The 26080-nt window shown below is 60.5% G+C and carries 28 protein-coding genes; 13 read left to right on the top strand and 15 right to left on the bottom strand.

Features of this window, described 5'->3' with window-relative positions; genetic code table 11:
• Positions 1–11 precede the first annotated feature (11 nt).
• Both ACFQND_RS22040 and ACFQND_RS22035 read right to left on the bottom strand, forming a co-directional pair.
• Positions 12–1331: a type II toxin-antitoxin system HipA family toxin gene (locus tag ACFQND_RS22040; protein WP_371439687.1), complete on the bottom strand. Its 1320-nt coding sequence runs from the start codon at positions 1329–1331 to the stop codon at positions 12–14.
• Positions 1332–1346: 15 nt separating this feature from the next.
• Complete coding sequence (locus tag ACFQND_RS22035) at positions 1347–1637, bottom strand: helix-turn-helix domain-containing protein (RefSeq protein ID WP_371439686.1); 291 nt, start codon at positions 1635–1637, stop codon at positions 1347–1349.
• A gap of 196 nt (positions 1638–1833) precedes the next feature.
• Between ACFQND_RS22035 and ACFQND_RS22030 the strand changes: the two genes are divergently transcribed.
• Both ACFQND_RS22030 and ACFQND_RS22025 read left to right on the top strand, forming a co-directional pair.
• A complete protein-coding gene (locus ACFQND_RS22030) occupies positions 1834–3030 on the top strand; it encodes an aminotransferase-like domain-containing protein (protein ID WP_371439685.1) in 1197 nt (398 codons plus the stop codon).
• A gap of 152 nt (positions 3031–3182) precedes the next feature.
• Positions 3183–4427, top strand: coding sequence for an MFS transporter (locus ACFQND_RS22025; protein ID WP_371439684.1), 1245 nt, complete (start codon positions 3183–3185; stop codon positions 4425–4427).
• A 149-nt stretch (positions 4428–4576) separates the two neighbouring features.
• On the opposite strand, the gene ACFQND_RS22020 is transcribed toward ACFQND_RS22025, so the two are convergent.
• Positions 4577–5458 carry a hypothetical protein gene (locus ACFQND_RS22020; RefSeq protein WP_371439683.1) on the bottom strand — a complete coding sequence of 294 codons (882 nt, stop codon included), beginning with the start codon at positions 5456–5458 and terminating at the stop codon, positions 4577–4579.
• A gap of 284 nt (positions 5459–5742) precedes the next feature.
• Here ACFQND_RS22020 and ACFQND_RS22015 point away from each other — a divergent pair, with 284 nt between their 5' ends.
• Positions 5743–6390, top strand: coding sequence for a glutathione S-transferase family protein (locus tag ACFQND_RS22015; RefSeq protein WP_371439682.1), 648 nt, complete (start codon positions 5743–5745; stop codon positions 6388–6390).
• 412 nt (positions 6391–6802) lie between these two features.
• On the opposite strand, the gene msrA is transcribed toward ACFQND_RS22015, so the two are convergent.
• Together msrA and msrB are read right to left on the bottom strand one after the other, a co-directional pair.
• Complete coding sequence (gene msrA / locus ACFQND_RS22010; protein ID WP_371439681.1) at positions 6803–7522, bottom strand: peptide-methionine (S)-S-oxide reductase MsrA; 720 nt, start codon at positions 7520–7522, stop codon at positions 6803–6805.
• 2 nt (positions 7523–7524) lie between these two features.
• Positions 7525–8016, bottom strand: a complete 492-nt coding sequence (msrB, locus tag ACFQND_RS22005; protein WP_371439680.1) for a peptide-methionine (R)-S-oxide reductase MsrB — start codon at positions 8014–8016, stop codon at positions 7525–7527.
• A 255-nt stretch (positions 8017–8271) separates the two neighbouring features.
• On the opposite strand from msrB, the gene ACFQND_RS22000 reads away from it, so the two are divergent.
• On the top strand, positions 8272–10632 hold the full coding sequence (locus tag ACFQND_RS22000) for a penicillin-binding protein 1A (RefSeq protein WP_371440077.1): 2361 nt from the start codon (positions 8272–8274) through the stop codon (positions 10630–10632).
• A gap of 152 nt (positions 10633–10784) precedes the next feature.
• Positions 10785–11267 (top strand): hypothetical protein, encoded by a 483-nt coding sequence (locus ACFQND_RS21995; protein ID WP_371439679.1) that lies wholly within the window; start codon positions 10785–10787, stop codon positions 11265–11267.
• A 37-nt stretch (positions 11268–11304) separates the two neighbouring features.
• On the opposite strand, the gene ACFQND_RS21990 is transcribed toward ACFQND_RS21995, so the two are convergent.
• Entirely contained in the window at positions 11305–11946 is a 642-nt protein-coding gene (locus ACFQND_RS21990) for a hypothetical protein (RefSeq protein WP_371439678.1), read from the bottom strand.
• Between the two features lie 196 nt (positions 11947–12142).
• Positions 12143–12736 carry a 3'-5' exonuclease gene (locus ACFQND_RS21985; protein ID WP_371439677.1) on the bottom strand — a complete coding sequence of 198 codons (594 nt, stop codon included), beginning with the start codon at positions 12734–12736 and terminating at the stop codon, positions 12143–12145.
• Positions 12737–12792: 56 nt separating this feature from the next.
• On the opposite strand from ACFQND_RS21985, the gene ACFQND_RS21980 reads away from it, so the two are divergent.
• The 4 genes from ACFQND_RS21980 (at position 12793) to ACFQND_RS21965 (ending at position 14446) form a co-directional block, all read left to right on the top strand.
• Positions 12793–13050: a hypothetical protein gene (locus tag ACFQND_RS21980; RefSeq protein ID WP_371439676.1), complete on the top strand. Its 258-nt coding sequence runs from the start codon at positions 12793–12795 to the stop codon at positions 13048–13050.
• An 86-nt stretch (positions 13051–13136) separates the two neighbouring features.
• Complete coding sequence (locus tag ACFQND_RS21975; RefSeq protein WP_371439675.1) at positions 13137–13787, top strand: FHA domain-containing protein; 651 nt, start codon at positions 13137–13139, stop codon at positions 13785–13787.
• An 88-nt stretch (positions 13788–13875) separates the two neighbouring features.
• On the top strand, positions 13876–14232 hold the full coding sequence (locus tag ACFQND_RS21970; RefSeq protein WP_371439674.1) for a translation initiation factor Sui1: 357 nt from the start codon (positions 13876–13878) through the stop codon (positions 14230–14232).
• A gap of 1 nt (position 14233) precedes the next feature.
• Positions 14234–14446, top strand: a complete 213-nt coding sequence (locus tag ACFQND_RS21965) for a DUF3820 family protein (protein WP_371439673.1) — start codon at positions 14234–14236, stop codon at positions 14444–14446.
• A gap of 89 nt (positions 14447–14535) precedes the next feature.
• Here ACFQND_RS21965 and ACFQND_RS21960 read toward each other — a convergent pair whose 3' ends face one another.
• The 3 genes from ACFQND_RS21960 to ACFQND_RS21950 form a co-directional block, all read right to left on the bottom strand.
• A complete protein-coding gene (locus ACFQND_RS21960; protein WP_371439672.1) occupies positions 14536–14847 on the bottom strand; it encodes a pentapeptide MXKDX repeat protein in 312 nt (103 codons plus the stop codon).
• An 88-nt stretch (positions 14848–14935) separates the two neighbouring features.
• Positions 14936–15727 (bottom strand): molybdopterin-binding protein, encoded by a 792-nt coding sequence (locus ACFQND_RS21955; protein ID WP_371439671.1) that lies wholly within the window; start codon positions 15725–15727, stop codon positions 14936–14938.
• Between the two features lie 28 nt (positions 15728–15755).
• The gene (locus ACFQND_RS21950; RefSeq protein ID WP_371439670.1) at positions 15756–16355 is read right to left on the bottom strand and encodes a cytochrome b/b6 domain-containing protein; all 600 of its coding nucleotides are present in this window, start codon (positions 16353–16355) and stop codon (positions 15756–15758) included.
• Between the two features lie 222 nt (positions 16356–16577).
• On the opposite strand from ACFQND_RS21950, the gene ACFQND_RS21945 reads away from it, so the two are divergent.
• Positions 16578–17144 (top strand): TVP38/TMEM64 family protein, encoded by a 567-nt coding sequence (locus ACFQND_RS21945; RefSeq protein WP_371439669.1) that lies wholly within the window; start codon positions 16578–16580, stop codon positions 17142–17144.
• An 18-nt stretch (positions 17145–17162) separates the two neighbouring features.
• Here the strand turns inward: ACFQND_RS21945 and ACFQND_RS21940 are convergent, their stop codons facing one another.
• On the bottom strand, positions 17163–18053 hold the full coding sequence (locus ACFQND_RS21940; RefSeq protein WP_371439668.1) for a dienelactone hydrolase family protein: 891 nt from the start codon (positions 18051–18053) through the stop codon (positions 17163–17165).
• A 286-nt stretch (positions 18054–18339) separates the two neighbouring features.
• On the opposite strand from ACFQND_RS21940, the gene ACFQND_RS21935 reads away from it, so the two are divergent.
• Entirely contained in the window at positions 18340–19110 is a 771-nt protein-coding gene (locus ACFQND_RS21935; RefSeq protein WP_371439667.1) for a DUF2726 domain-containing protein, read from the top strand.
• A gap of 220 nt (positions 19111–19330) precedes the next feature.
• Entirely contained in the window at positions 19331–21058 is a 1728-nt protein-coding gene (gene ybaL, locus ACFQND_RS21930; RefSeq protein WP_371439666.1) for a YbaL family putative K(+) efflux transporter, read from the top strand.
• 16 nt (positions 21059–21074) lie between these two features.
• Here ybaL and ACFQND_RS21925 read toward each other — a convergent pair whose 3' ends face one another.
• The 4 genes from ACFQND_RS21925 to ACFQND_RS21910 all read right to left on the bottom strand — a co-directional run bounded on the left by ACFQND_RS21925 (position 21075) and on the right by ACFQND_RS21910 (position 24541).
• Entirely contained in the window at positions 21075–21695 is a 621-nt protein-coding gene (locus ACFQND_RS21925) for a 2-hydroxychromene-2-carboxylate isomerase (protein WP_371439665.1), read from the bottom strand.
• Positions 21688–22440: a glutathione S-transferase N-terminal domain-containing protein gene (locus ACFQND_RS21920; protein ID WP_371439664.1), complete on the bottom strand. Its 753-nt coding sequence runs from the start codon at positions 22438–22440 to the stop codon at positions 21688–21690. Before ACFQND_RS21920 ends, ACFQND_RS21925 begins: the two co-directional genes overlap by 8 nt.
• A gap of 39 nt (positions 22441–22479) precedes the next feature.
• The gene (fghA, locus tag ACFQND_RS21915) at positions 22480–23349 is read right to left on the bottom strand and encodes an S-formylglutathione hydrolase (RefSeq protein WP_371439663.1); all 870 of its coding nucleotides are present in this window, start codon (positions 23347–23349) and stop codon (positions 22480–22482) included.
• An 85-nt stretch (positions 23350–23434) separates the two neighbouring features.
• Positions 23435–24541, bottom strand: coding sequence for an S-(hydroxymethyl)glutathione dehydrogenase/class III alcohol dehydrogenase (locus ACFQND_RS21910; protein WP_371439662.1), 1107 nt, complete (start codon positions 24539–24541; stop codon positions 23435–23437).
• 301 nt (positions 24542–24842) lie between these two features.
• Between ACFQND_RS21910 and ACFQND_RS21905 the strand changes: the two genes are divergently transcribed.
• On the top strand, positions 24843–26075 hold the full coding sequence (locus ACFQND_RS21905) for a CaiB/BaiF CoA transferase family protein (RefSeq protein ID WP_371439661.1): 1233 nt from the start codon (positions 24843–24845) through the stop codon (positions 26073–26075).
• Positions 26076–26080: the final 5 nt, after the last annotated feature.

Genomic DNA, 26080 nt, shown 5'->3' with positions numbered 1-26080 from the left:
GGGTGCTCCTTTCAGGGCAATTCGTCTGTAAAACGCCGGGCCTGTGCAAGCATGCCCGTGCGTATGGCTTTGAATACTTTGGCAGGAAAACCCTTGGGCAACAAGGCCTCTGCCCGCACAAGCGCATCCGGCACCTGCAGCACCAGCGCCACCATGCTGTCGAAGGCGTTGGGCACGCCGCTTTGCTGTGCCAGTGTTTGCCAGTGACGTGTGTGGATTTCCTGCAGGTGGTAGTGCGCGTTTTTGCTGCGCAGGGCCATCGCCAGTTTGGCGCGCTGCGGGCTGACCTGGTTGGGCCCGTTGCCGATGATGGGCCATGCAGACAGCACGTCATACAGCGGCGTCATGCGATAGCCGCCGCCGCGTTCGAGAAAGATAGAGAAATTTTTGGCGTGGCCGTCTGTGGCGGCCATGATCCAGAAGGCGAGTTGCACCAATGCAAACTGCAGGCTGTCTGCCCTGGCGTTGCTGCTGCCTGATAACAGCGTAAAACCGGCCCGCATGCCTGGTCCGCCATCGCTTTCATACTTCAGATCGCCCGGCCAGCCGTTCGCCTGGCAAAAATCTTCCTGCGGCAGGCGCGCAATCCAGCGCTTGTTGTCCATCCACTGCCGGTCAAAACGCTCGACGACCAGAACTTTTTGCTGGCCGAACAGGGCCATCTCTGTAGGCGCCACGTCAAATCCAAGTTCACCCAGCAGCTTTGCGCATAGCCACTCGTTCTCAACCGAGTCCATCATGTCCGCGCGCATGTTGCCTATCAGGCCCAGCGGCAATTTGAAAATGTGTGTTGTAGGCGTCGCGCCTTCGGGCAGGTGCCAGCGATCACCAATTCGCAGCAGTGCTGTTTTCTCCTGCGCCCCGGCGATGGAAATACGAAAATCATGCGCTATCGAATGCTCGTCCGGTGAGTCGTTGTCGACATCTGCAATCAGGCTCTCGACCTGTATATCGGTCAGCGGTGTGCTGTCGATCTGGTCGTGCCTGGGTGGTTGCATGCCGACCGGCATCAACTGAACGGCGCCAACGCAATCGCGGCCAATTGCGGCCAGCAAGTCTGCCGCCCTTGTTGAAGGAAGCGTGAAGCGCCTTCGTAGCCGATCACGTATGCGCTTGCTGTCGGGCAAGAGGTTGTCGAAATAATTTTCAACAGCGGTACCCATCACGTCGCCACCGCCGGCCGGGATGGGCAGCGACACCGACAATGGCCGTGCGTTGGACGACCGCACCCAGCTTGTTTCGTAATGCAGGCCCGGGGTGCCCGTGCGCGTCCAGAACCACTGGCCCACGTGCTGGCCGTTCATCCATACGTCAAGGTCTTTGAATGCCATGCGATTGCCTGCCTGTTACCAGTCGGTCGAAGGGCTTTGTGCTGACGGCGGCGGCACCGGTGCGTGGCTGGCGTAGAGCCTGGTGTCGGCCAGCAGCAAGCGCGCGTCCAGCGCATGCAAAACCTGCAGTAGCTGGTCCAGGCTGACAGCTGCCGGGTTGTTCTCAATATCGGCCATACGTACCTGCTTTACGCCGATGCGCTCACCCAGGGCTGCCTGCGTGAGCCCGCGTGCTTTGCGTAGCGACTTGATGTGCACTGAAAGTTGTGCCGGCGACTGAACGGGATAGGTCGTGAATGTGCTCATTGGGTATTACCACCTTTAAGTGATATTTTCATATTATCGTAAATATGCAATAAAATCAATTAATCGTTTAAAGGTGATTAAATCTGTATGGCAGAGCCATGATTGCCCGGTACACACCTGTGCCACACCCGACGCCGCCACTTGCAATTGGCGACAATACGGGTCACCCCTTAAAACGCAATAGAGAACCCCAGCCATGCCATTGCAATTTGCCGACCGCCTGAACAACGTCGAAACCTCCGCCATTCGTGAACTCTTCAAGCTGCTGGGCAAGCCCGGCATCATCAGCTTTGCCGGCGGCTTTCCCGACCCGGCCATGTTTGATGTCGAGGGCATCAAGCAGGCCTGCGCCCAGGCCCTGGCAGAAGAGCCGGGCGGCGCGCTGCAGTACGGCGCCACCGAGGGCTACCAGCCGCTGCGCGAGCAGCTCAGTGCCTTTATGGCGACCAAGGGCGCCAAAGACGTTGCGCCCGACAACCTGATCGTCACCACCGGCAGCCAGCAGGCGCTTGATCTGCTCGGCAAATGTTTGATCTCGCCCGGTGACAAGGTGATTGTGGAAGGCCCGACTTTTCTGGCCACCATCCAGTGCTTTCGCCTCTACGGCGCAGAACTCATCAGCGCCCCGGTGGACGGCAACGGCGTCAAGACCGACGAGCTTGAAAAACTCATCGCCGAGCACAAGCCAAAATTTGTTTACCTGATCCCCACCTTCGGCAACCCCAGCGGCGCCATGCTCAGCCTGGAGCGCCGCAAAAAGGTGCTGGAGATGGCCGTCAAATACAACACCCTGATGGTTGAAGACGACCCGTACGGCGACCTCTACTTTGGCGAGGCGCCGCCGCCGTCGTTGCTGGCCCTGAGCGGCAGCGTGCCCGGCTCTAGAGACCTGCTGGTGCATTGCGGCTCATTGTCAAAAGTGCTGTCACCAGGCCTGCGTGTGGGCTGGATGATTGCCCAGCCTGCGCTGCTGGCCAACGCCGTCATGTGCAAGCAGTTCAGCGACGCACACACCAGCACCTTTGCCCAGGCCACCGCAGCCCAGTACCTCAAGGCCGGCCGCATGCCCGCCACACTGGCCAACGTACGCAAGGTCTACGCCGAACGCGCCAGGGCCATGGGCGATGCACTCACGCGCGAGCTGGGTGATGCGGTCGAGTTCACGCAGCCAGCGGGCGGCCTGTTCTTCTGGGCGCGGCTGACAGGCAAGGGCGGCAAGGTCAGTGACGCCGGCGAATTCGCCAAACGCGCGATTGAGCAGGGCGTGGCCTTTGTGCCTGGTGCGCCGTTCTTTGCGGCCAATCCGGATGTGGCGACTTTCCGCTTGAGTTTTGCCACGGCGGATGTCGAGAAGATTAAAGAGGGTGTTGCACGTTTGGGCAAGGCGATCTGACTCTGCCTTGCAAACCCGTGCCGAAGGGGCTGTCATGACCGTACACCCTAAGCCCTTCGGCACGGCAAGATTCAGGGCTGGCCCTGCCGCAGGGCTTTGGCAGGCTCGCCCGAACGGATTCACATCCTGATGAACACAACGCACGCCACACAGTGACCTCTCCCGACTCCGTCTCAGCCGCCACCCGGCGCTCCATTTTTCTTCTTTCAACGGCCACCTTCTCCAGCATGGTGGGGCAGCGCATTTGCGACGCCATGCTGCCCGAGTTGTCGCGCGTGTTTTCTGTAGGCCTGGCGCAGGCCGCGCAGGTTGTGTCGGTCTTTGCCATCACCTATGGCATAGCGCAACTTTTCTTCGGCCCGCTGGGTGACCGGATGGGCAAGTACCGCATCGTTACCCTGTCCGCATTTTTCTGCAGCGTGGGCAGCCTTGTGGCCGTGCTGGCCGGCAGCCTTGACGTGCTTTTGTTTGCCCGCCTGCTGATGGCGGTGGGCGCTGCCGGCCTGATTCCACTGGCCATGGCCTGGGTGGGCGACTCGGTGCCGACCGACCGCCTGCAGGAAATGCTCACACGCACCGGCCTGGGCAGCACCTTGGGCCTGGTCATAGGCCAGTTGTTGGGCGGCCTGCTGACCGACGCCCTGGGCTGGCGCTGGTGTTTTGTTTTCATGACGGTGCTGTTCACCGTGGTCGGCACCTTGCTCTACACAGACCTGCGCCGCCAGGGCGTCACGCTGTTGCCCCAGCGCGCAGTTGTTGTGCCCCAGGCCGCAGATGCGGTCCAGCCGGTGGTGCTCCCCGGCTTTGTCAAACAGGCCATGATCATCGTCACCGGCTCCTGGTCGCGCACCGTGCTGCTGATGGCGGTGGTGGAGGGCGCCGTTGGTTTTGGTGTGCTGGCGATATGGGCAACGCACCTGCACCAGAGGCTGGGTCTGTCACTTTCCATGGCCGGTGCGGTGGTGGCGCTCTACGGTCTGGGCGGCATGCTCTACATGTTCATGGGCCGCAATCTGATTGCGCGTTTCGGCCAGCAGGGCCTTGTCATTTGGGGCGGTGCCATTGTTGGCGTATGCGCCTGCGTGCTGGCCTTCACGCCGCACTGGCTGCCCGCCATACCGGCCAGCCTGTTTGCGGGCTTCGGATTTTTCATGTTCCACAACACCATGCAGGCCACCGCCACAGGCATGGCGCCAGAGGCACGCGGCACAGCGGTGTCGCTGTTTTCATCGTTCCTGTTTTTAGGCCAGTCCATTGGCGTGGTGCTGGCCGCGAGCCTGATGGACCGGATTGGCAGCAGTGTGGTGATTGCCGGGGCTGGGGTGGTGATGGCGTTGGAGGGTGTGTTTTTTGCTTGGGCGTTGGGGCGAAGGACTTCACCTGTAACAATGCAATAGAGACTTAGCCCGTCTTAAATGAATCAAATCGAAAGCCAAGCTCTTTTGAGTTAAATCACAGCAGAGTCTCTCGAAATCATCAAAAAAGGAAGATGCTGAAAATAATATGTCGCAGACATACGTCTGATGAGGAGTCGAGTTGACTCATTTCAGATCACTAGCCGTTCCACTGTTTTGAATCCATTGGTTGGGGTAAAGCTCATGTTGTGGACGAAATTGCGCATTGCATCGGACGGATCAATCGCGTGGAAGTTCAATTGAGAGATTGTTTGCCTCGGTGCTCGAAAAGAAAGAATAGCGCTTCTTTTTAGATGTCCTGTCGAGGGATCAAGCAAGTCATCAACTGCGGTAACGATAACTTCTTCGATGGGAAGCAATGCCATCAGTTCGCGTGCGACCCGAAGCCCTGCGCTGCATACGTGATCTTGATACAGGCGGTAGTACTCTCCCTTTGGCATAGGCTTGACGCTGGCACGGCCCGACGCCAGAAGCTTGGCTCGCTCTTTGGGAACGACATCTTCGCTGTGAACTGTGAGCTCAATTGCAAGGACGTTGGGTTTGGGAACTGTCAATTGCATATGTTCACCGAGCAAGCCGATGGATGACAGAGGTTCGAAAAGCTTCACTGCTTCAAGCAGTGCTTCGGGATCAGCCTTCAGAACTCGCCGGGAGAACGCCACTTGCTCTTGATGGTCAGCAAGCTCTTGTGGATATTTGGCAGATTCCTGCGAAAAGAGCTGTTCGTCTTGTCGCTTCCCCGCGTCCATTGCATCCGATAGCTTTCGCTTTTGTTTTTCAACTTGACCAAAAAGGCGGGATAGAAATGATGGTTTGTAAAGTTCCATAGCAAGCCTTGCATGGCTTTCATTCTTCGCGCTGTAGCATGGTTCCCGGGGTGCCGGTTCGTTCGCTCGGGAGTGCCAGTCTGTGGATACTGAGCAAGTGCTATGTATGGATATAAGACGCTGAAGATATTCTTCGTGCTCACGTACCGCTGCAGCAGCCTGAGCTTTAGCGTCCAGCTTTTCCATGGCCGCGAGATGTTTTGCGTTGTCTCTGGAACGCCTCATAGCGTCACGCTCTGCCTGCCGTGACATTGCACTGAGCGTTCTGACTGTCCCTCTCCATCCCATGCTTCTTCTCCTCTTTTATTTGCCTCCAATCGTTGTAACTAAAAGCTTCTTTTCTAAGTATGGAGCTAACCCTAGCATTTGTCGTCGCCGAGCCGATTCAAATCGGGTAGCGTGAAGACCTTTCGCCTGTCCCCTCACCTTAAAATTACGAATCAACACCTAACCACTTCAACAGGACCCGCATGAAACTGACCCTTGCCTATTCACCAGTCGCCTGTTCACTGGTGCCTTACATCCTGCTAACCGAAGCTGGCGCTACGTTCGACACGCTGCCGGTCAATATGGGCAAGGGTGAACACATGGGCCCCGACTTTCTGCGGCTGAATCCAAAAGGCAAGGTGCCGGCGCTGGTGATTGATGGTGCGCCGCTGACTGAAAACGTTGCGATCCAGCTATGGATTGCGCGCCAGTTTCCGCAAGCCAAACTGATGCCTGTGGACGAACTGGCATACGCGCGGGCTGTCTCTGTCATGGCGTGGTGTGCTTCCGGCATTCATCCCAAGCTGACCCAGCAGGGCAGGCCTGAGCGTTATTGCGACTTGCCGGGTACGGCTGACAATGTGCGCGCCCTGGGTTCGCATACGCTGTTCGAGCAGTTTGCGATTGCCGACAACATGCTGGCCGGGCGTGAATGGTTTTTTGACCACTTCACCTGTGCCGATGCCTACTTCTACTGGTGCTTCCGCCGGGGCGCCATGTTTGCGCCTGATGTGTCGGTTTTCAAAAACTGCATGGCGCACCGGCAGCGCATGGAGCAACGCGCCAGCGTGCAAAAGCTGATTGCCTATGAGAAGAAGGTTGAAGCGGATTTCGCCGCCGCAGCGGCCTGATAGCTGCCGCCAGGCGATGCGCTGGGTGAGTCCTGATCCGGCGCTTCCTCGCCTTGACCTGCGCGGTCTAGCTCACCTTCCTGCTGCAACCCTCGACGAAAGCGGCTGCCGCCAAAAGAATGGTGCTGCTCATGCTGATGCCGTTTGCCCTCTTGGGGCGCTATTGTTTTAATAGCTGGCTGCGCTTGTTCCTCAAGGGCCAGAGGCCTATTTCATTCATGAAAACAGGTTTTTGAGCCGAAACAAGGCCTGTCACAGCCAGATTTCAGCCTGAAAGTCGGTTTTTGGGGCTTTTTTACGCATCAAAATGGCCTGTGGCCACCCGTGCATGCGCGCAGCCAGCTATGAATTTAATAGCGATTTGGGGCTGCGCCAGGCAGGCCGCTTTGTTCAAGAAGCGACGGCGCACCGCTTAACCCGCCTTGCCGGCCTGCGACACCAGCACAGGCTTGTCCCTGTAAAGCTCCGGCATCATGGTTTTGAGGTTTGCAATTTTCGGCAAATCAAAAGTCGCAATGTAGGGCTCGCTGGGGTGCAGCGTGGCGTAGTCCTGGTGGTAAGCCTCGGCGGGGTAGAAGGCTAGCGGGGCTGCCAGCGGGGTGAGTTGCGTCACGATCTTGCCGGGGAAGACCTTGGCCGCATCAAGCTGCGCGATGTACTTTTCTGCGACCTGCTTCTGGTTGGCATCCAGGTAAAAAATGGCGGAGCGGTATTGCGTGCCGTGGTCCGGGCCCTGGCGGTTCAGGGTTGTCGGGTCATGCGCTACCGAGAAATAAATCTGCAGCAGCTTGCCGTATGACACCTGCTTGGGGTCATAGGTGATCTGCACGGATTCGGCATGCCCGGTGCGGCCCGAGCCGATGATGTCGTAGCTGGCCGTGGCCTTGTCGCCGCCTGCATAGCCGGACACGGCGTTGAGCACGCCCTTTGTGTGCTGAAAGACACCTTGCACGCCCCAGAAGCAGCCGCCTGCAAACACGGCTGTTGCGGTGTTGGCCGTTGCCGGTGTGTCTATGGCGGGCGGGGGCAGTTTGACGGCTTTTTCTTCCGCTGCGCTGACGCTCAGGCCACTGCCCAGGTAAGCCAGGGCCGCCAATGCGATGGCGCCTGTGGTGAAAAGAAGTTTGTTCATGATCATGCTGCCTTGAAGTTCATGGCCACGCCGTTCATGCAGTAGCGCAGTCCGGTGGGTTTGGGGCCGTCGTCAAACACATGGCCGAGGTGCCCGCCGCAGCGGCGGCAGAGCACTTCGGTTCGTTTCATGAAGAGGGTTGTATCACTTTCTTCCACCACGGCCTTGTCCAGCGGTTGCCAGAAGCTGGGCCAGCCTGTGCCGCTTTCAAACTTGGTGGCAGAAGAAAAAAGTGGCAGAGCGCAGCCCGCGCAGCTGAAAATGCCGGCGCGTTTCTCCTTGTTCAGCGGGCTGGTGTAGGGCGTTTCCGTGCCGGCCTTGCGCAGCACGCTGTACTGGTCGGGCGTGAGCAGTTTTTTCCATTCGGCGTCGGTGTGCGTGACTTCATAGGCCCGGGCCGCATGTGCCTGTGAACCAGCCAGCAGGTCGCGCAGGCCCACCAGGGCGGCCGGCAGGGCCGCCAGGCTGAAGAGGGTGTTTCTGCGGGTCATCATGGTGTCTCCTTGGGCTGAAGTCATAGTGTCTATGGGCTTTGGTCGGCGTGGCGCTGCTTTTCTTACAGCATTCACGCCGGCAGGGTTAACAGGGCTTAATTGAAACAAGATGCGACTTTGGCGCCCCCTGTTGTTGAAATACGCATCAAAGGAGCCAACTGGTTTAAAGCCCGCAAAAACCCTGCTCTTCGCCGGGGCATTGCGCCGCAGTCCTACAGCCCGATAGCGGGCCGGGTCCTAGACTTGCCCCTGATGATGAAAACGCTCCCAGACCGCCTCAAAAAATTCACCGCTTCCATCCCCGACCGCTTGCGCCATCCCACCCGGCGCGGCGTAGCCTTGGGGATTGCGGCCATTCCCGTTTTGTTGCTGCTGTATGTGCTGGTGCTGATCCCGTTCACGCCCAGTATTTCAGACCTGCGTAAAGCCAAAACCGCCAAGCCTTCGGTTGTGATGTCGTCCGACGGCAAGGAGCTTGCGGTTTTCAAGCGCGCCAACCGAGACTGGGTCAAGCTGGCGGACATTTCGCCGAACGTCGTGGCCGCGCTGATCGCCACCGAAGACCACCGCTTTTATGAACACCACGGCCTGGACGTGAAACGCACGGTGTCTGCCGTGGCGCACACCTTCACGGGCGACCGCCAGGGCGGCTCGACGATCACGCAGCAACTGGCGCGCAACCTGTACCCGGAAGACATTGGCCGCGCGCCCACGCTGACGCGCAAGCTCAAGGAGGCCATCACCTCTTTCAAGATTGAATCGGTCTATACCAAGGACGAGATCCTTGAGACCTACCTGAACACGGTGCCTTTTCTCTACAACGCCTATGGCATTGAAATGGCGGCACGCACCTACTTTGACAAATCCGCCGACGAGCTGAACGTGCTTGAAAGCGCCACGCTGGTCGGCATGCTCAAGGGCACGAGTTATTACAACCCGGTGCTCAACCCCGAGCGCTCGGTGCAGCGCCGCAACACGGTGCTGGCCCAGATGGTCAAGCACCAGAAGCTGCCGGAAGCCAAACTGGCAGCGCTGCAAAAGACGCCGCTCAAGATCAACTTTGAACGGCAGGATGACGACCTGGGCCCGGCGCCGCACTTTACGCAGCAGCTCAAGCGCTGGCTGATCGAATGGGCCGACCGCAACGACTACAACATCTATGCGGATGGCCTGGTGGTGCGCACCACGATTGACTCGCGCCTGCAGAACATGGCCAACCATGCCTTGATGCAGCACGCCGACAGGCTGCAGAAAATCAGCAATGCCGAGTGGGCCTCAAGCTGGGTGATGAAGGCCAGGGGCGGCGGCCCGCGCAAAAACCTGGTGCTGGCTTTTGTGCGCGACACCAAGGAATACAAGGCGGCGATTGCCGCGGGCCAGACAGACGAACAGGCGCTGAAGGTGCTGCAGGCCGATGCGGACTTCATGCAAAAACTGCGCGACGACAAGACGCGTTTGCAGGCCGGCTTCCTGGCGCTGGACCCGAGCAACGGCCACGTGCGGGCCTGGGTCGGCAGCCGCGATTTTGCCGACGACCAGTTTGACCATGTGCAGCAGGCACGCAGGCAGCCCGGCTCGACCTTCAAGCCTTTTGTGTATGGCGCTGCGTTTGAAAACGGCAGCAAGCCTTCCGATACCTTTGTGGACCAGGCGCTGGAGATTCCGCTGGGCAACGGTGCGTTCTGGCGGCCCGGTGATGCGGGTGGTCCGAGCGGGGCGACCATGACCCTGCGTGAAGGCCTGATGTATTCCAAAAACTCCATCACCGCACAGGTCATGCAGATGGTCGGCCCGGCGCATGTCGCCAAGCTGGCCAAGGCCATGGGCGTGCGGCAAAGCAAGCTGGATGAAGTGCTTTCACTCGCGCTGGGCACCAGCCCGGTGACGCTGAAGGAAATGGTCAGCAGCTACAGCACCATCGCGAATGACGGCCGCTACATAGAGCCGATAACGGTTACCGATGTTGAGGACCGCAATGGCAAGGTGCTGGAGTCGTTTGCGGACAATGTGGCGGAGAGCGTGGTGGCCACCCCTGTGGCGCAAACGCTGCTGGATGTGATGCGCGGTGTGGTTGACCAGGGCACGGGCGCCGGCATCCGCAGCCGCTTTGGCATCCAGGCCGATGTGGCCGGCAAGACCGGCACCACGCAGGACAACACCGACGGCTGGTTCATCCTGATGCATTCGCAACTTGTGGCGGGTGCATGGGTGGGTTTTAACGACAACCGCGTGACCATGGGCTCGCGCTGGGGCCAGGGTTCGCAGAGCGCCTTGCCCATAGTCGGTGAGTTTTTCCGCCAGGCCATCCGGGCCAAGGTGGTGGACCAGAGCGTGCGTTTTGTTGCGCCGCATGATCCGGGTACGGTGGACCCGGCGCAGCTCGAGCCCGTCCCGCCCCCGGCAGAAGAACCCGTTACCGACCGGAGCGTGAGCCTGTACGGTGCGGGCACCGCGCCCGTCGAAGGCAGCTGGCAACCTGCGCCCGGCATTCGCTACATCACCGTGCCGGGGCCGGCGGCAGACATGAACACGAACGACGCCACCAGGCCGGCGCCCGTGCAGCCAAACATCGTGGTGCCGCGCGACCTGCTGCCGCTGGAGCCAAGACGTCCCTAGGGGCGCGCAAGGCTTTTTGAGGGGTGTTGGGCGCTATTTTTTAATGAAACAGGCCCCTGGCCGCCGTTTTACCTTGATGGCTTGCTATCAATTTTGAATAAACCATCGGGGCATGGCGTCTGCCGCAACAAAAGCGTAAGCTGGCAAACGCCATGCCGTATCGCAATACTTCATTCCTGAACGAAGGCATTCCCAGATCGCGCCGCCACCTTGGCGCTGCCATTGCGCTGGCCGGTTTGCTGCTGGCGGCGTGTGGTGGCCCGCCCGATGACTCGCCGGTGGCAGAGGTGCAGCAACTGCTGGTGGGCAACTGGCTGCGCGAATACGATCAGGAGGGCGTGCATGTGCGGCGCCTGCTGGTGCTGGAGCCGGACGGCCATTTCAACGAGACGGCGCGGGTTGTGGATGCCCGCGGCGCGGTGACGGAGCATGTCCACGCAGGCACATGGACTTATGACGGCACCAACCTCAAGCGCCACTACACCAGCTTTGACGGCAGGCAGCCGAGCGCGCCCACCTTGCCTTACGCGACCTTCCAGCTCAGGTTTGAGTCCAACTACGAGTTTGTCGGCACGGACAACGTGCGCCGGCGCGAGGTGCGTTACCAGCGGGTGGAAGAGGGCGCGGCGTTATAGCTGCCGACGCTTGCGCGCGGCGGCATCCATAAATCAATCAATAAGGCAGCGCAAACCCGTTCCTGCCGGCATTGATGCGCAGCACCGTGGGTTTGCCGTCAATGGCCTGCGCAAACAGCGAGACGCTGGCGCCGGGCACCAGCAGGCTGCGGTCGCCGGGCCGTGAGGTCACCACAGGGGCGTCTGCCGGCACGATGACGGTTTGTTCGCCGCCCTTGTACTTGAGCTGGAGCTTGCGGCCTGCGGGCGTGTTGGCGATGGCGCTGACGTCGGCCACGGTGGCGTTGGTCATGGTGCTTTGCGGCAGCAGGTCAAACGGGCGGTGGCCGTCACCGGTGCCCCGGGCCGATTCAGGAAACACGCTGACCGCAATCGCGCGCTGGGTGCCGTCCGGCTGCGGCATGGCGGCCGTGCCTATGTAGCTGCCGGGCTTGATGTCGTCCAGCTTGATGGGGTAGACCTCGGACACCACCAGCTTGTCTGAAATCGCCAGTTCCACCACTTCACCGCTGCGGTCCTTGACGGTCAGGGTGGCCGGCGTGACGCTGAGGATGGTGCCGCGCATGCGCACAGGGGCTGGCGGTGTCTGGGCCAGCGCCTCGCCGGCGAAAGCTGCGGCCATGCACAAGGACAGCACAAGGGTGGCTGTGCGGCGGGTGAGGGTATTGGCTGGCGTCATGAGGTGCTCCATGGGGTTGGAAAAGCGCAGGTACAAGGGCTTGCACCAGGGATGTCAGATGCGGCGGCGGCGCTGAAGTTCAGTCCTGGCCATGCGGCCCTTTTTTTACTATCAAAAAGATAGCTGTCTGCGCGCATGAACAGCCGGCTGCGGCACGATTTCGATAAAAAATGGCCGGAAATCAGCCCAAAAGCACTCAACCCAGCCCCAGCGCCGCATACACGCGCATGGCTGCATAGGCATCGTTGGCGGCGTAGACAATCTGCGCCTCTGTCAGCTTTGGGTTGGCCCAGTTGGACGTTGCTGCCTTTTTGGACTTGATAAACCGTTTGTTGAACACCACCGCCACGGCGCCGCGCACGCCCATGTCCTTGCGGTAGCCTTTTTCCCTGAAGACGGCGTTCAGGTCCAGCACGCCCTGCAGGTCAACGCCGAGTTTGTGGATGATGCGCTTGCGGTCGTCACCCAGGCCAAAACCCGCCTTGATGATGGCCGGGGACTCCAGCAGCTTGCCCACCGCGCGGCGGCATTCGGCGTCGGTGAGCTGGAATATCCAGGCTTTGTCCAGGGTGGAGAGCTGCACGATGTGCGGGCCGTCGCTGGCCTCGTTTTTGGCGAAGGTGGGTTTTGACTCGGTGTCAAAGCCCAGTGCGGTGGCAGCCGCCAGCGCCTTGAGCGCCGCAGCGGCCTGTTCGGGGGTGGAAACGACCTGGATCTGGTGAAGGCCCAGCCGGTCGAAGGTGTCGAGCAGCGCGATCTGCTCTTTGTCGGGTGTTGGAAGATGGGTCATGTTTGATGCGTGCAGAATACATCACTGCACACCCGCACCCTACAGGCAACCACTTCATGGCATCCGCACAAGGCATCACGACAGACGACTACAAGCTTTTCCCGTCGCCGCGCAACCGGCACAGGACGATTTTCCTGCACCAGGTGTTTGTGCCTTACCCCTACATGCTGATCGACCTGGAAGGCTACAACCTCAAGGGCAGGTTCAGCCTGTTTGCGGCATGCCGCCTGTCGGACAACAAGATGGGGCAACTGGTCACGCTTGAAACGCCTGCCGACGAGGCGACATTCAGGGCGAAGTTTGTGCCGGACTGACACTTGCCGACACGGGCAGCGCCCGTCTTGTGCCATCGCGGTAGCGGGGCTACCATGACTGGCATCCGCTTGCCCAAGGAGTTCCCATGCCGCAACTCATTGCCTCGGTTGAAGGTGTCGAAGTCAAACACGTGTACCTTGAGAAAGACCGGACCACGCTGGGCCGCAAGCCGCACAATGACATTGTGTTCAACAACATGGTCGTCAGCGGCGAGCATTGTGCGTTCGAGCTCAAGGGCATTGCCGACGTTTACATCGAGGACCTGGCCAGTACCAATGGCACTTACATCAATGGCCAGATGATCAAGTCCCGGCAAAAGCTAAAGGACCGCGACATCATCGCCATCGGCAATTTCAGGATCGAGTTCCTGACGGCCTCCGTGCATGAGAAGCCCGCTGCGCATGAAGAAACCTCGGCCATGTCGCTGAGCTCCCTGGATGCGCTCGGCCTGCCGGGCACCAGTGGGCAGTTGCGGGCCAGCCTGAAGATACTGTCAGGCGCATCGGAAGGGCTGGAGGTGCCGCTGGTCAAGGCCGTGACAACGTTTGGCCAGCCTGGCGTGGCGGTGGTGTCGATCTCGCACAGGCGTGACGGTTATTACGTGGCCCATATGGGCGGCAGCCAGGCGTCCACACTCAACGGTAAAACGGTTGGCGCCGGCGCGGTTTTGCTGGCCGATCATGATGTGCTGGAGCTGGCGGATATGGCACTGGAGTTTTGGCTCAAGCCGAAATGAAAGGGTTGGTACGGCCTGCGCACTGCGCACTGCGATCTGCCATCACCCGCGTGGCAAAATTCAGCCTCGCCCAACCAATCGCCCGATCATGAAAAGTAATTCAACTGGTGGTCTTGTCTATTCCACCGACGCGGGGCGCATGTGCCCCGAATGCCGCAAACCCGTCGCCAGCTGCATCTGTGGCCAGAAAGCCATGCCCAAAACCGATGGCGTGGTCCGCGTGTCGCGTGAGACCAAGGGGCGCGGCGGCAAAAGCGTGACGCTGGTGAAGGGCGTCGCGCTGGATGCGCTGGCACTGGCGCAACTGGGCAAGCAGCTCAGGGCGGCGTGCGGCTCGGGCGGCACCGTCAAGGACGGTGTGATTGAAGTGCAGGGCGACCATTGCGAACTGGTGATGGAGGCCCTGAAAAAGCAGGGCCACAACGTCAAACGCGCCGGAGGCTGAGGTGCAGCCCGAAGACCTGCCCCTGCTGCTGGAGCGTGAAATGCCCTACGGAAAATACAAGGGCCACAAGATCGCCGACCTGCCCGGCAACTACCTGAACTGGTTTGCGCGCGAGGGTTTTCCCAAAGGCGAAATCGGCAGGCTGCTGGCACTGATGCGGGAGATAGACCACAACGGTTTGTCCTCGCTGCTGGACCCGTTGCGCAAAAAATAATCTGCGCAAGGCGCATGCAAAAAAAGCACCTGGGGGCGAGCCTGAGGTGCTTTTTTGAGGTGCCTGGGGCACCGGGTTTTTTTACAGCATCACTTCTTCATTTCGTCCTTGCCCATGGCATCTTTAGCCATCGGGTCTTTTGCCATCGCATCTTTTTTCATGCTGTCATTGGCCATGCCGCCTTTGGCCATGTGGTCCTTTGACATTTTCTTTTTGGCCATGCTGTCTTTTTTCATGCTGTCCTTGCCCATGGTGTCTTTAGCCATCGAATCCTTGGCCATGGAGTCTTTCGCCATGGAGTCCTGGCCCATGGCATCTTTTTTCATGGCGTCCTGTGCCATGACGCTGGCGCCGGCAAAAAGCATGCAGGCGGATAGGATGGTTGTAGTCAGTTTTTTCATGTTGGTTCCTTGAATGGGTTGATCGATCAAACGTTGAATAAAGTGGCGTCAGCCGGGCCGGCGCCGCTGTTGCAGGGGAGCTGAATATTCAGCTGCCTCCGAACCAGTTGTAGCCCTGGTCTTCCCAGTAGCCGCCAGGGTAGGTGTTGGTGACGAAAATCGCCTGTATGTGTTTCGGGTTTTTGTAGCCCAGCTTGGTGGGCATGCGCAGCTTCATCGGGAAGCCGTATTTGGGTGGCAGCACCTGGCCGTCGTATGTCAGCGCCAGCAGGGTTTGCGGGTGCAGGGCGGTCGGCATGTCTATGCTGGTGAAATAGTCGTCGGCACACTTGAAACCAACGTATTTGGCGCTGGTGTCGGCCCCCACCCGTTTCAGAAAGCTCGCAAAGGGCACGCCGCCCCATTTGCCGATGGCGCTCCAGCCTTCGACGCAGATGTGGCGGGTAACCTGGTCGGCCTGAGGCATGGCGCGCAACTCGGACAGGGACCATTTACGTTTGTCGGCCACCATGCCAGCGACTTCGAGCCGATACCCGTCTTCGGCAACCACGCGCACCTCGTCCTCGCCGTAGTAGGCATTGAAGGGAAAAGGCCGCGTGATCATGGACTCGGGGTAGGTCGGTGCCAGTCGGTTGGGGTCGAACAGGAAACCCTGCACCTTGTCATTGACGCGAGAGATGCTGGTGAGTGCGGCCTCCACGCTGGCGTTGTCGTCGAGCATGCAGCCGGTCAGCATGGACAGGCCGCCCAGTGTCAGCGAGCCGCGCAGGAAGTTGCGGCGGGTCCTTGTGAGTTTGTTGGCGATCGCGATGCGGTCAACGGCTTCCCTGAGCGCGGCGTCGCCGTCGATGTCCAGGCGTTTGGGTACTTTGATGATCATTTGGGTAACTCCTGTATGCCCTGGCGGCCTAGCGGCCGCGAACCATGTAAACCAGCGTGCGCGGCACCAGCGCCACCATCACCAGGTGCACGACCAGAAAAGCTGCAAGTGCGGCCATCGCAAAAAAATGGACACGCCGTGCACCCTCATACCCGAACATCAGTTCCCGCAGGATGGGGAACTGCACCGATTTCCAGAGCACCAGCCCGGACAGGACGATGACGATGCTGTCCAGCATCACAAACAGGTAGGCCAGGCGCTGCACCATGTTGTAGTGGCGCGGGTCGGCATGGGCCAGCTTGCCCTTGAGCGCGGACAAAAAGTCGGCAAGCAAAACCTTTGGTGAAAGTGGAAAGAATTTGTTTTTAAGCCTGCCGCTGAACAGGTTGAAACCCAGGTACAGCAGGCCGTTGAAAAACAGCAGCCACATGGCCGCAAAGTGCCACTGCAAGGCGCCGCCCAGCCAGCCGCCCAGCGTGATGCTTTTTGGAATTGAAAAACCGAGAAAGGCAGTGGCGTTGTAAATGCGCCAGCCGCTCATCATGAGGACGACAACGGCCAGGGCGTTGAGCCAGTGCATGGTGCGCAGCCATGCGGAGTGAATGGGTTTTTTGCTGTTGTCCATCATGTTCCTCGAACCTGTAGATACGCCGGTTTGCACGAATGGCCGATGCCGCCCGTTTTTTGCTCTTGTGGGTTCGTCGTGCCGGGGCGGCAAGTCTTACAACTGTTTTCTGGTTTGTTTGGCGTTAAAGTGGCCATGAACCGCCATCGGGGCCCTGACTCCAGGGGGCCCCCAGGGCTGCCGCTTGTCCTTTTCCGCCATTAACAAACCGGGCCGCACATAAACATGTACCGATACCGAAGACTGCTTGCTGTCATCGTATTTCTGGGCCTGCTGCTGGCCGTCTTTCAGTTTTCCGGCCTGCGCAGCAACTTCAACCTGGCTTTTCTGCACCAGAAGTTCCTGGACAACGAAGCCAGCGGCCTGCTGATTTTTATTGTGCTGTTTGCGCTGGGCAACCTGATCCAGATACCGGGCTGGATTTTTCTTGCAGCTGCGGTGCTGGCGCTTGGCGAGGTTTGGGGCGGCGTCGCAACCTATATTGCAGCCGTTATCTCATGCGTGTTCACGTTCTGGGTGATTCGCCTTGTTGGCGGTGATGTCTTGCGGCAGATCAGGGGACGGTGGGCGGCCCGGCTGCTGGCGCGCCTGGATGCGCACCCGGTCAAAAGCATTGTGCTGTTGAGATTGTTGCTGCAGACCGTGCCGGCACTCAACTATGCGCTGGCCCTGTCGGGCGTGCGCTTTCGCAGCTACCTGGTCGGGACGCTGCTGGGCCTGCCGCTGCCGATTGCGTTGTACTGCGCGTTTTTTGATTACCTGGCCCGGGCACTTCACGTGCCGGGTTACTAGGCTTTTCCAGGCCGGGATTCAGGTCCGCAGGTTCTTGTTGAAAAACTCTATGGTGCGGCTCCAGGCGAGCCTGGCGGCTGCGGCGTCGAAGCGGGGCGTGGTGTCGTTGTTGAAGCCGTGTTGCGTGCCCGGGTACTGGTAGGCCGTGTGCGGCACGTTGGCGGCCTTGAGGGCGGCTTCGTAGGCGGGCCATGATGCGTTGATGCGCTCGTCGACTGCTGCAAAGTGCAGGAGCATGGGCGCCCTGACTTTGGAAGCATCGGCGACGGGCGGCTGGTTGCCGTAAAACGGCACGGCGGCATTGAGCTCGGGCATGCGCACGGCCAGCATATGCACGATGCCGCCGCCATAACAAAAACCCACCGCTCCTATCTTGCCGTTGGACTCGGGCCGGTTCTTCAGGAAATTGGCCGCAGCGATAAAGTCTTCGGCGGCTTTTTTCTGGTCGAGCCTGGCAAACAGCTCCCGCGCCTTGTCTTCGTCCCCGGGGTAGCCGCCCAGCGGCGTCAGCGCGTCGGGCGCAAAGGCCACGAAGTTGTCCAGCGCCAGGCGGCGGGCGATGTCTTCAATATGCGGGTTCAGGCCGCGGTTCTCATGGATGACCAGCACCACGGGCAGCTTGCCGTTCATGTTGGCGGGTTTTGCCAGGTAGCCCTTGACGGTGCCGCTGCCTGCCGTCGACGGGTATTCAAGCACCTCGGTCTGGATGCGCTTGTCGTCCTTGGGTACAACCTGCGCGCGCGCGAAATCGGGGCTGAGTGCAGCGAGCAAGCCGGCAGCCGTCACGCCGCCCACTGCAAACTTTTGCGCGCGCTCCAGAAAGCCGCGGCGGTCAATCGTGCCATGTACATAAGCGTCAAACAGGATGAGCAGTTCCTGGTCAAAGTCCTGGGCAGTCTTGAGTTGCATGGCCGGTTCCCTTTAGTCCTGAAAAAACGCAGCATAACGCCAGAAGCCGGGGTTTGCCTATAGGGCGCGTCGGGAGGACATGGGCATGGCCTTTGCCGAAATGCAGTTGGCGATGCCTGCGCCGGCAGGTCTGGAAGATTGAAACGGCTGGTAACAGTGAATCACGGACGGGTAACAAATGTGGAAGTTTGAGTGCCGGCGATTACTATGGAAAGTACCATGTCGGGTCCGCCCGGTTGCCGGCGAGCGCGCCGGTCAGGAACTATAAAAATGGAGCTATCTGAACATGACAACATTCCTCATGACGGTTCTGGGGCTGGTGCTGGGCGCGCTGCTGGGCGCAGGGCTGTATGCATGGCGCCTGCGTCAAAAAGCCGAGGCCTCGCTGCGCCTGCCTGACAGGTGGCCTTTGGCCGCGCGGGTTCTGGTGACCAACGAGGAGTACGACGTGCTGATGTGGCTGCGCGCCACGTTCCACGACCATCTCGTCATGGTCAAGCTGCCGGTCCTGCGTTTCACGATTCCCATCGACAGGGAGAAGAACGGTGCCGGAAAACGCTGGCAGGAACTGCTGGGCGGCGTGTATTGCACCTTCACGGTTTGCACGGCCAATGGCAATGTGGTCGGCTGTGTCGATGTGCCGGGAAAACGCGGCTTGGGCAAGGCCAACCGGGCCCTCAAGGAATCCCTGCTGTCGGACTGCCGCATCGCCTACACGGTGGTGCGCAGCGCCGGTTTGCCCAAAGGCAGCGCGATGCGCGCGGCGTTTTTGGGAGAGATTGAAGTTGAGGACCAGCTTGAACACCAGCCCACGCGCGGTGGCGACAGCAGCTTTCATGCGGATCTTGACAGCTTCACCCGCCAGAGGCGGCTGGCGGCCAAGGAAGCTGCGCTCAAGGAACTTAACAAGGAAGACGAGGCAAAACACCGGTCCAAAGGCCAGCCGGTGGGTTTCAACCCTGACGGCACGGGCGCCATTGCTGCCCAGAAGCCCAACCGCTTCCCGCAATGGGAAGACTCCTTCATTGACGAAAGCCAGCCGGCAAAACTGGGCTAGCCGCGCCGCCGCGCAAACCAGTTACGTACTCGTCGGGCTCACCTTGCGCGGGGCTTTGTGTGCCTGCGCCGGACGTGACGCGCGCATGTAGTAAATTTATTGCTGTGTCCGGGATATTTCGGGCACGCGTTTTGCACTCTCTGTTTTCTGGCTGGGCCGGTTTTCTTGCGGTGCTGCCTGTCTCATTTCCAATATCGTTTCTTGTGAAGGACTTTTGCGCATGCCCCACAGCGTTTCGCTGATCAGCACCATTGCCGCAGGCCTGGGCCTGGCTTTGATCCTTGGCTTCGTGGCCGCACGGCTGCGCCTGCCTTCGCTGGTTGGCTACCTGTTGGCGGGTGTGGTCATCGGGCCGTTCACGCCCGGCTTTGTGGCGGACGCAGGGATTGCCAGCCAGCTGGCGGAGATAGGCGTGATGTTGCTGATGTTTGGCGTGGGCCTGCATTTCTCACTGGCCGACCTGCTGGCCGTGCGAAAGATCGCGGTGCCGGGGGCCGTTGTGCAAATGACGGTCGCGACGGCGCTGGGCATGGGCCTGGCCCACTGGTGGGGCTGGAACCTGGGCGGTGCGCTGGTGTTCGGCCTGTCGCTGTCGGTGGCCAGCACGGTGGTGCTGTTGCGTGCTCTGGAAAGCCGGGGCGTGCTGGATTCGGCGAACGGGCGCATCGCCGTTGGCTGGCTGGTGGTGGAAGACCTCGCCATGGTGCTGGTGTTGGTGTTGCTGCCGCCACTGGGCGGCTGGCTGTCCGGCAAGGGCGGGGCAAACGTGGACTCCTTGTGGAAAACGCTGGGCATCACCTTGCTGCAGGTCGGTGGTTTTGTGGCCCTGATGCTGGTGTTTGGGCGGCGGTTTTTCCCGTGGGTGCTCTGGCAGGTGCAGCGCACCGGTTCGCGCGAGTTGTTCACCTTGTGTGTCGTGGCTGCGGCGGTCGGCATTGCGTTTGGGGCGACTGCCTTGTTCGGCGTGTCGTTTGCGCTGGGGGCTTTTTTCGCCGGTATGGTGATGCGCGAGTCGGAGTTCAGCCACCGCGCCGCCGAAGAGTCGCTGCCCCTGCGCGACGCATTCGCAGTGCTGTTTTTTGTTTCCGTGGGCATGCTGTTTGACCCATGGGTGCTGGTGGAGCGGCCGCTGCAGGTGCTGGCCGTGGTTGTCATCATTGTGGTCGGCAAGTCGGTGGCGGCAGCGGCGCTGGTGCTGGCTTTTCGTTACCCGCTGAACACGGCGCTGACAGTGTCAGCCAGCCTGGCGCAAATCGGGGAGTTCTCTTTTATCCTTGTCGCCATGGGTGCTGCGCTGGGCCTGCTGCCGGCCGAAGGGCAAAGCCTGGTGCTGGCCGGTGCACTGATTTCCATGGCGCTGAACCAGCTGGTCTTCCGGGCGGTCGAGCCGCTGCAGAAATGGATACTGGCGCGCTCGGCGCTGGCCCGCAGACTCGAGGCGCGGGATGACCCGCTGGCCGAACTGCCCGCCAGTACCGAGGAAAAATACCTGTCGCGTCAGGTGGTACTGGTCGGCTACGGGCGGGTAGGCCGCCTCATCGCCGCCGGCTTGACCGCCCACCGGATTCCGTTTGTCGTTGTCGAGCAAAACCGCGAGCTGGTCGAGAAACTGCGCGCGGAAGGCCTGATGGCGGTCTCAGGCGATGCCTCGGAGCCGGTGGTGCTGGTGCAGGCGCACATTGCGACCGCCCGCATGCTGGTGATCGCCACGCCTGATACCCTGAACGTGCGGCAAATGATTGCCACGGCCCGCACGCTCAACCCCGGCATAGAAGCCGTGATGCGCTCCCACAATGAGGCCGAAGCCAGGCTGCTTGAAAAGGAAAATGCCGGCACGGTCTTTCTGGGCGAGCATGAACTGGCGCAGTCCATGACACGCCACGTGCTCGCATACTCAGGTACCGGGGCTGCGGCCAGGCCGGCGCCCGCCGCTGCGCACGCGCACTGACCGGCGATACTGAAACTCAGGGCTTTGCTATTGCCCTGAGCACGGCCGAGCGCACCAGTGGCAGCCGGTCATTGCCGAAGTACATGTCATCGCCTACAAAGAAGGTCGGTGAGCCAAAGGCGCCGCGCCGGATGGCTTCGTCCGTGTTGGCCTTGAGCTGGTCCTTGATGGCCGGCTGGCTGATGCCGGCCTGGAAGGCCGCCACGTCGATGCCTGCCTGTTGGCAGATGGCTGCGAGAACATCGTCCTGCGAGATGTCTTCCTCGCGTGTGAAATAGGCGGCAAATGTCGCCTCGACAAATGCGAGGTAGCGGCTTTGCGCCTGCGCGTCCTGTGCAATCCAGATGCAGCCGCGCATGGCCTTGACGCTGTTGACGGGGAACACCTTTGGCGGAAAGGCAATCTGCAGGCCGGCTTCACGGGCACTGTCTTTGACGTCCTTGAGCATGTAACGGTTCTTGGGCGAGTTCATGTCCTCGCGCGCCGCATAAATGCCTTTGTTGACGCTGTTGAAGATGCCGCCCACCAGCACCGGCCGCCAGGCGATGGGCACCTGCAGTTCCGCAGCCAGCGGCTGGATGTTGCGAAAGGCGAGGTAGGTCCAGGGGCTGGAGCAGTCGAAGAAAAATTCAATCATTGGTGTCCCGCTTTTTAAAATCCGGTTTCTTGTGTTCGCCTGCCCGCACGCTGTCGGCCGTCTGGCCAAACAGCGCCTTGCGTGCTTCCTCGGTCAGTGCTGGCGCACGCAATTCCTTGCCCAGGTCCAGCCCGCGCTTGACGGCGGGCCGCTCAAACAATGCGTTGTACCAGCGCTGCACATGCGGGAATCTCTCAAGCTGGACATTCTGCGCCTTGTGCGTGCGTGTCCACGGGAAGATTGCCATGTCGGCAATTGAGTAATCAGCACCGGCCACAAAGGCGCCTGTGCGCGCGAGCTGTGCATCCAGCACGCCGTAGAGGCGGTCTACCTCCTTGCCGTAGCGCTCGATGGCGTAGGGGATTTTTTCGGGTGCGTAGAGCAGGAAGTGCCCGTTTTGCCCGGCCATGGGGCCAAGGCCGCCCATCTGCCAGTTCAGCCATTGCAGCACCTGGTAACGCTCGCGCAAGGCCGTGGGCAAGGGCAGAAAACGGCCGGTCTTTTCAGCCAGGTACTGCAGGATGGCGCCGCTTTCAAACACCGCTACCGGATCACCGCCGCCCGCAGGGGCATGGTCCACGATGGCCGGCATGCGGTTGTTCGGGCTGATGGCCAGAAAGTCCGGCGCGAACTGCTCGCCCTTGCCGATGTTTACCGGCACAAGCTTGTAGGGCAGGCCGCACTCTTCAAGCATGATGGAAATTTTCCAGCCGTTGGGTGTGGGCCAGTAGTGCAGGTCAATCATGGATGCGTCGCTTTCGGTTGTTGCCGTTCGTTGAAAAGGTCAGGCCTGCAACTGGCGCGCGTGATGTTGCAGGTGGTCGGCCATGAAGCTGCTGATGAAGTAGTAACCGTGATCGTAGCCTGCATGCCTGCGAAGCGTGAGGGGCTGGCCGCTGCCTGCGCAGGCCGCTTCAAACAGGTGAGGGTGCAGCTGTTCTGCCAGGAATTTATCGGCCAGGCCCTGGTCGATCAGGATGCCGCCGGGGAAGGGCGCTGTTGCCATGCCGCCCATCAGTGCGCTTGCATCGTGCGCTGCCCATGCCGCCTTGTCAGCGCCCAGGTAGCCGGTGAACGCCTTGTGCCCCCACGGACACTGGCTGGGCGCGCAGATGGGCGCAAAGGCCGAGACTGACTTGAACAGCGCAGGATGGCGAAGTGCCAGCGTCAGGGCACCGTGGCCGCCCATGGAGTGGCCAGAGATGCCGATGCGCGCCGAATCAATGGGCAATGTTTTGCCAATCAAAGGCAGCAGCTCCGTGGTGATATAGCTTTCCATGCGGTAGCTTTTTGACCAGGGCGCTTCGCTTGCATCCAGGTAAAAGCCTGCACCAACGCCGAAATCCCAGCTTTCGCTTTCGCCCGGCACGCCGGCGCCGCGCGGGCTGGTATCGGGTGCAATCAGTGCGATGCCCAGTTCTGCCGCTAGCCCCTGCGCGCCACCCTTGGTCATGAAGGTTTCTTCATTGCAGGTCAGGCCGGCAAGATAGACCAGCGCCGGCACCTTGCCGCCTGCCTTTTCAATGGCTGCCTGCGGCGGCAGGAAGATGGAGAACTTCATCGGCAGGCCGATCGCCTGCGAGTCATGTTTGTAGAAACGCTGCAGGCCGCCGAAGCAGCCATGCTCACTTATCAATTCGGGTGATGTGCTCATTGCTTACTTTTTTCCGTTCGCCCTGAGCTTGTCGAAGGGTCCCCGTGAGAGGCTTCGACAGGCTCAGCCTGACCGGCTTTAAATATCAGTACAAGACCACACCGCGAATCGATTCGCCGCTTTTCATCAGGTCAAAGCCTTTGTTGATGTCTTCCAGCGGCATGGTATGGGTGATCAAATCGTCGATGTTGATCTTGCCTTCCATGTACCAGTCCACGATCCTGGGCACATCGGTGCGGCCGCGGGCGCCGCCGAAGGCCGAGCCTTCCCACTTGCGGCCGGTGACCAGCTGGAAGGGGCGGGTGCTGATCTCGGCGCCGGCTTCGGCCACGCCGATGATGATGCTGCGGCCCCAGCCCTTGTGCGTGCATTCCAGCGCCTGGCGCATCACCTGGGTGTTGCCTATGCACTCGAAGCTGTAGTCGGCGCCACCGTCGGTCAGTTGCACGATGGCATCGACAACGTTGTCGACTTCCCTGGGGTTGATGAAGTGTGTCATGCCGAACTTGCGGGCCATTTCCTGGCGCGCCGGGTTGATGTCCACACCAATGATCTTGTCGGCGCCAACCATTTTTGCGCCCTGGATCACGTTCAGGCCGATGCCGCCCAGGCCGAAGACCACGACGTTCGCGCCGGCTTCCACCTTGGCGGTGAACAGCACCGCGCCAATGCCGGTGGTCACGCCGCAGCCGATGTAGCAGACCTTGTCGAAGGGTGCGTCCTCGCGGATCTTGGCCAGCGAAATCTCAGGGGCCACGGTGTAGTTGCTGAAGGTGCTGGTGCCCATGTAATGGAAGATCGGCTTGCCGTCCAGGCTGAAGCGGCTGGTGGCGTCCGGCATCAGGCCCTTGCCCTGCGTGCCGCGAATCAGCTGGCACAGGTTGGTCTTGCGTGACAGGCAGAACTTGCACTGGCGGCATTCCGGCGTGTACAGCGGGATCACGTGGTCGCCTTTCTTGAGCGTGGTGACGCCGGGGCCGACGTCGACCACGATGCCTGCGCCTTCATGGCCCAGGATGGCCGGGAATATGCCTTCCGGGTCGGCACCCGAGAGCGTGTAGTAGTCGGTGTGGCAGATGCCGGTGGCCTTGATCTCGACCAGTACTTCGCCGAAACGCGGGCCGTCGAGGTCCACGGTTTCGATGGTGAGGGGAGCGCCCGATTTCCAGGCTACGGCGGCTTTGGTTTTCATGGTGTTGTTCTAAATGAGGTTGAAGTCGACAGGTCTGATGCTGCCGCATGAAAAGCGGCGACGTCGCACTATAAGTCAGTGGCAGACGGTGGGTGTAACGGCCAGACCCGGAATGCTGTTGCAAATGTTCAATTTTGAGAAAACCTGAGCGGTTTTTATCGGACCGGACAGGCCCTGGCGGGGCCGCTTGACCAGGCGCCTTGTCGCCTAGGGAAATCCCTAGGTCGAAGTTCTCGAAAGGCGTTGATTAAGGGTATGAATCATTTTATAGTCTATAAAGCTACTTATAGACACAATGACCATGACCAAAGCTGACAGCAAGACAAACAAGCCCGGTGAGCGGGGCCCCTTGACGGGGGTGAGGGTGGTGGACATCACCACCGTTTTTATGGGGCCTTCTGCCACCCAGATGTTGGGGGATCTTGGCGCCGATGTGGTCAAGATTGAAGCACCCGGCGGTGACGTGGTGCGCGGCATAGGCCCTCAGGGCCATGAGCGCATGGGCCCGCTTTTTCTGGGCATGAACCGCAACAAGCGCAGCATTGCGCTGGACCTCAAGACCGCAGAAGGCAGGGAGGTATTGCTGGAACTCGTCAAGGACGCGGATGTGCTGACCTACAACGTGCGGCCCCAGGCCATGGCACGGCTGGGGTTGGGCTACGAAGCCCTGGCCGAGATCAACCCCAGGCTTCTGTATGTGGGCATGTTTGGCTTTTCGCAGCGCGGGCGTTATGCCGCCAGCGCGGCTTTTGACGACCTGATCCAGGCGGCCTGCGCGCTGCCGCAAGCCGTGGCCATGGGCAGCGGGGACATTCCGCGTTACATGCCCATCACCATCGCCGACCGGTCGGTGGGGCTGTATGCCTTTGGTGTTATCAGCGCGGCCTTGTACGGCCGTGAGCGTACCGGCAAGGGCCAGCGCATTGACGTGCCCATGTTTGAAACCATGGTGCCCTATGTGCTGGGCGATCACCTGTACGGCCAGACATTTATTCCTGCGCAGGGCGACTTTGGTTACCCGCGCCTGCTGTCGCCCGAGCGCCGGCCTTACAAAACACTTGACGGCCATGTGTGCTGCCTGATTTACACCGATGTGCAGTGGCGGGCTTTCCTCAAGGCCATTGGCCAGCCGGAACTGTTTGATGCGGACCCGCGTTTCACGAATATTTCTGCGCGTACCAAACACATTGATGCGCTTTACGGCATGGTGTCCGACGAAATCGCTTCGCGCAGCACGGCGCAGATGCAGGCCCTGCTGGACGGCACGGACATCCCGGTGTTCCCCATGCACACCTTTGACTCCTTGCTGAAAGACCCGCATCTCGACGACATTGGCTTCTTTAGCGAGATGGAGCATCCGCATGTCGGAACCATCCGGCAAATGGCGGTTCCCAGCGAATGGTCGGGCACGCCGCCGGGCGAAGCCACGCCGGCGCCCCGCGTCGGCCAGCACAGCCGGGAGGTCTTGCGCGAGGCCGGTTACGACGAGGCACGTATCGATACGCTGGTTGCATCCGGCGCGGTGTTCGAGTAAGCGGG

The organism is Polaromonas aquatica (genome assembly GCF_042659145.1).
Taxonomy (GTDB): Bacteria; Pseudomonadota; Gammaproteobacteria; order Burkholderiales; family Burkholderiaceae_C; genus Polaromonas; species Polaromonas aquatica.
Note: the sequence above shows the minus strand (reverse complement) of the source record. Positions and strands in the feature narration are given on the sequence as shown.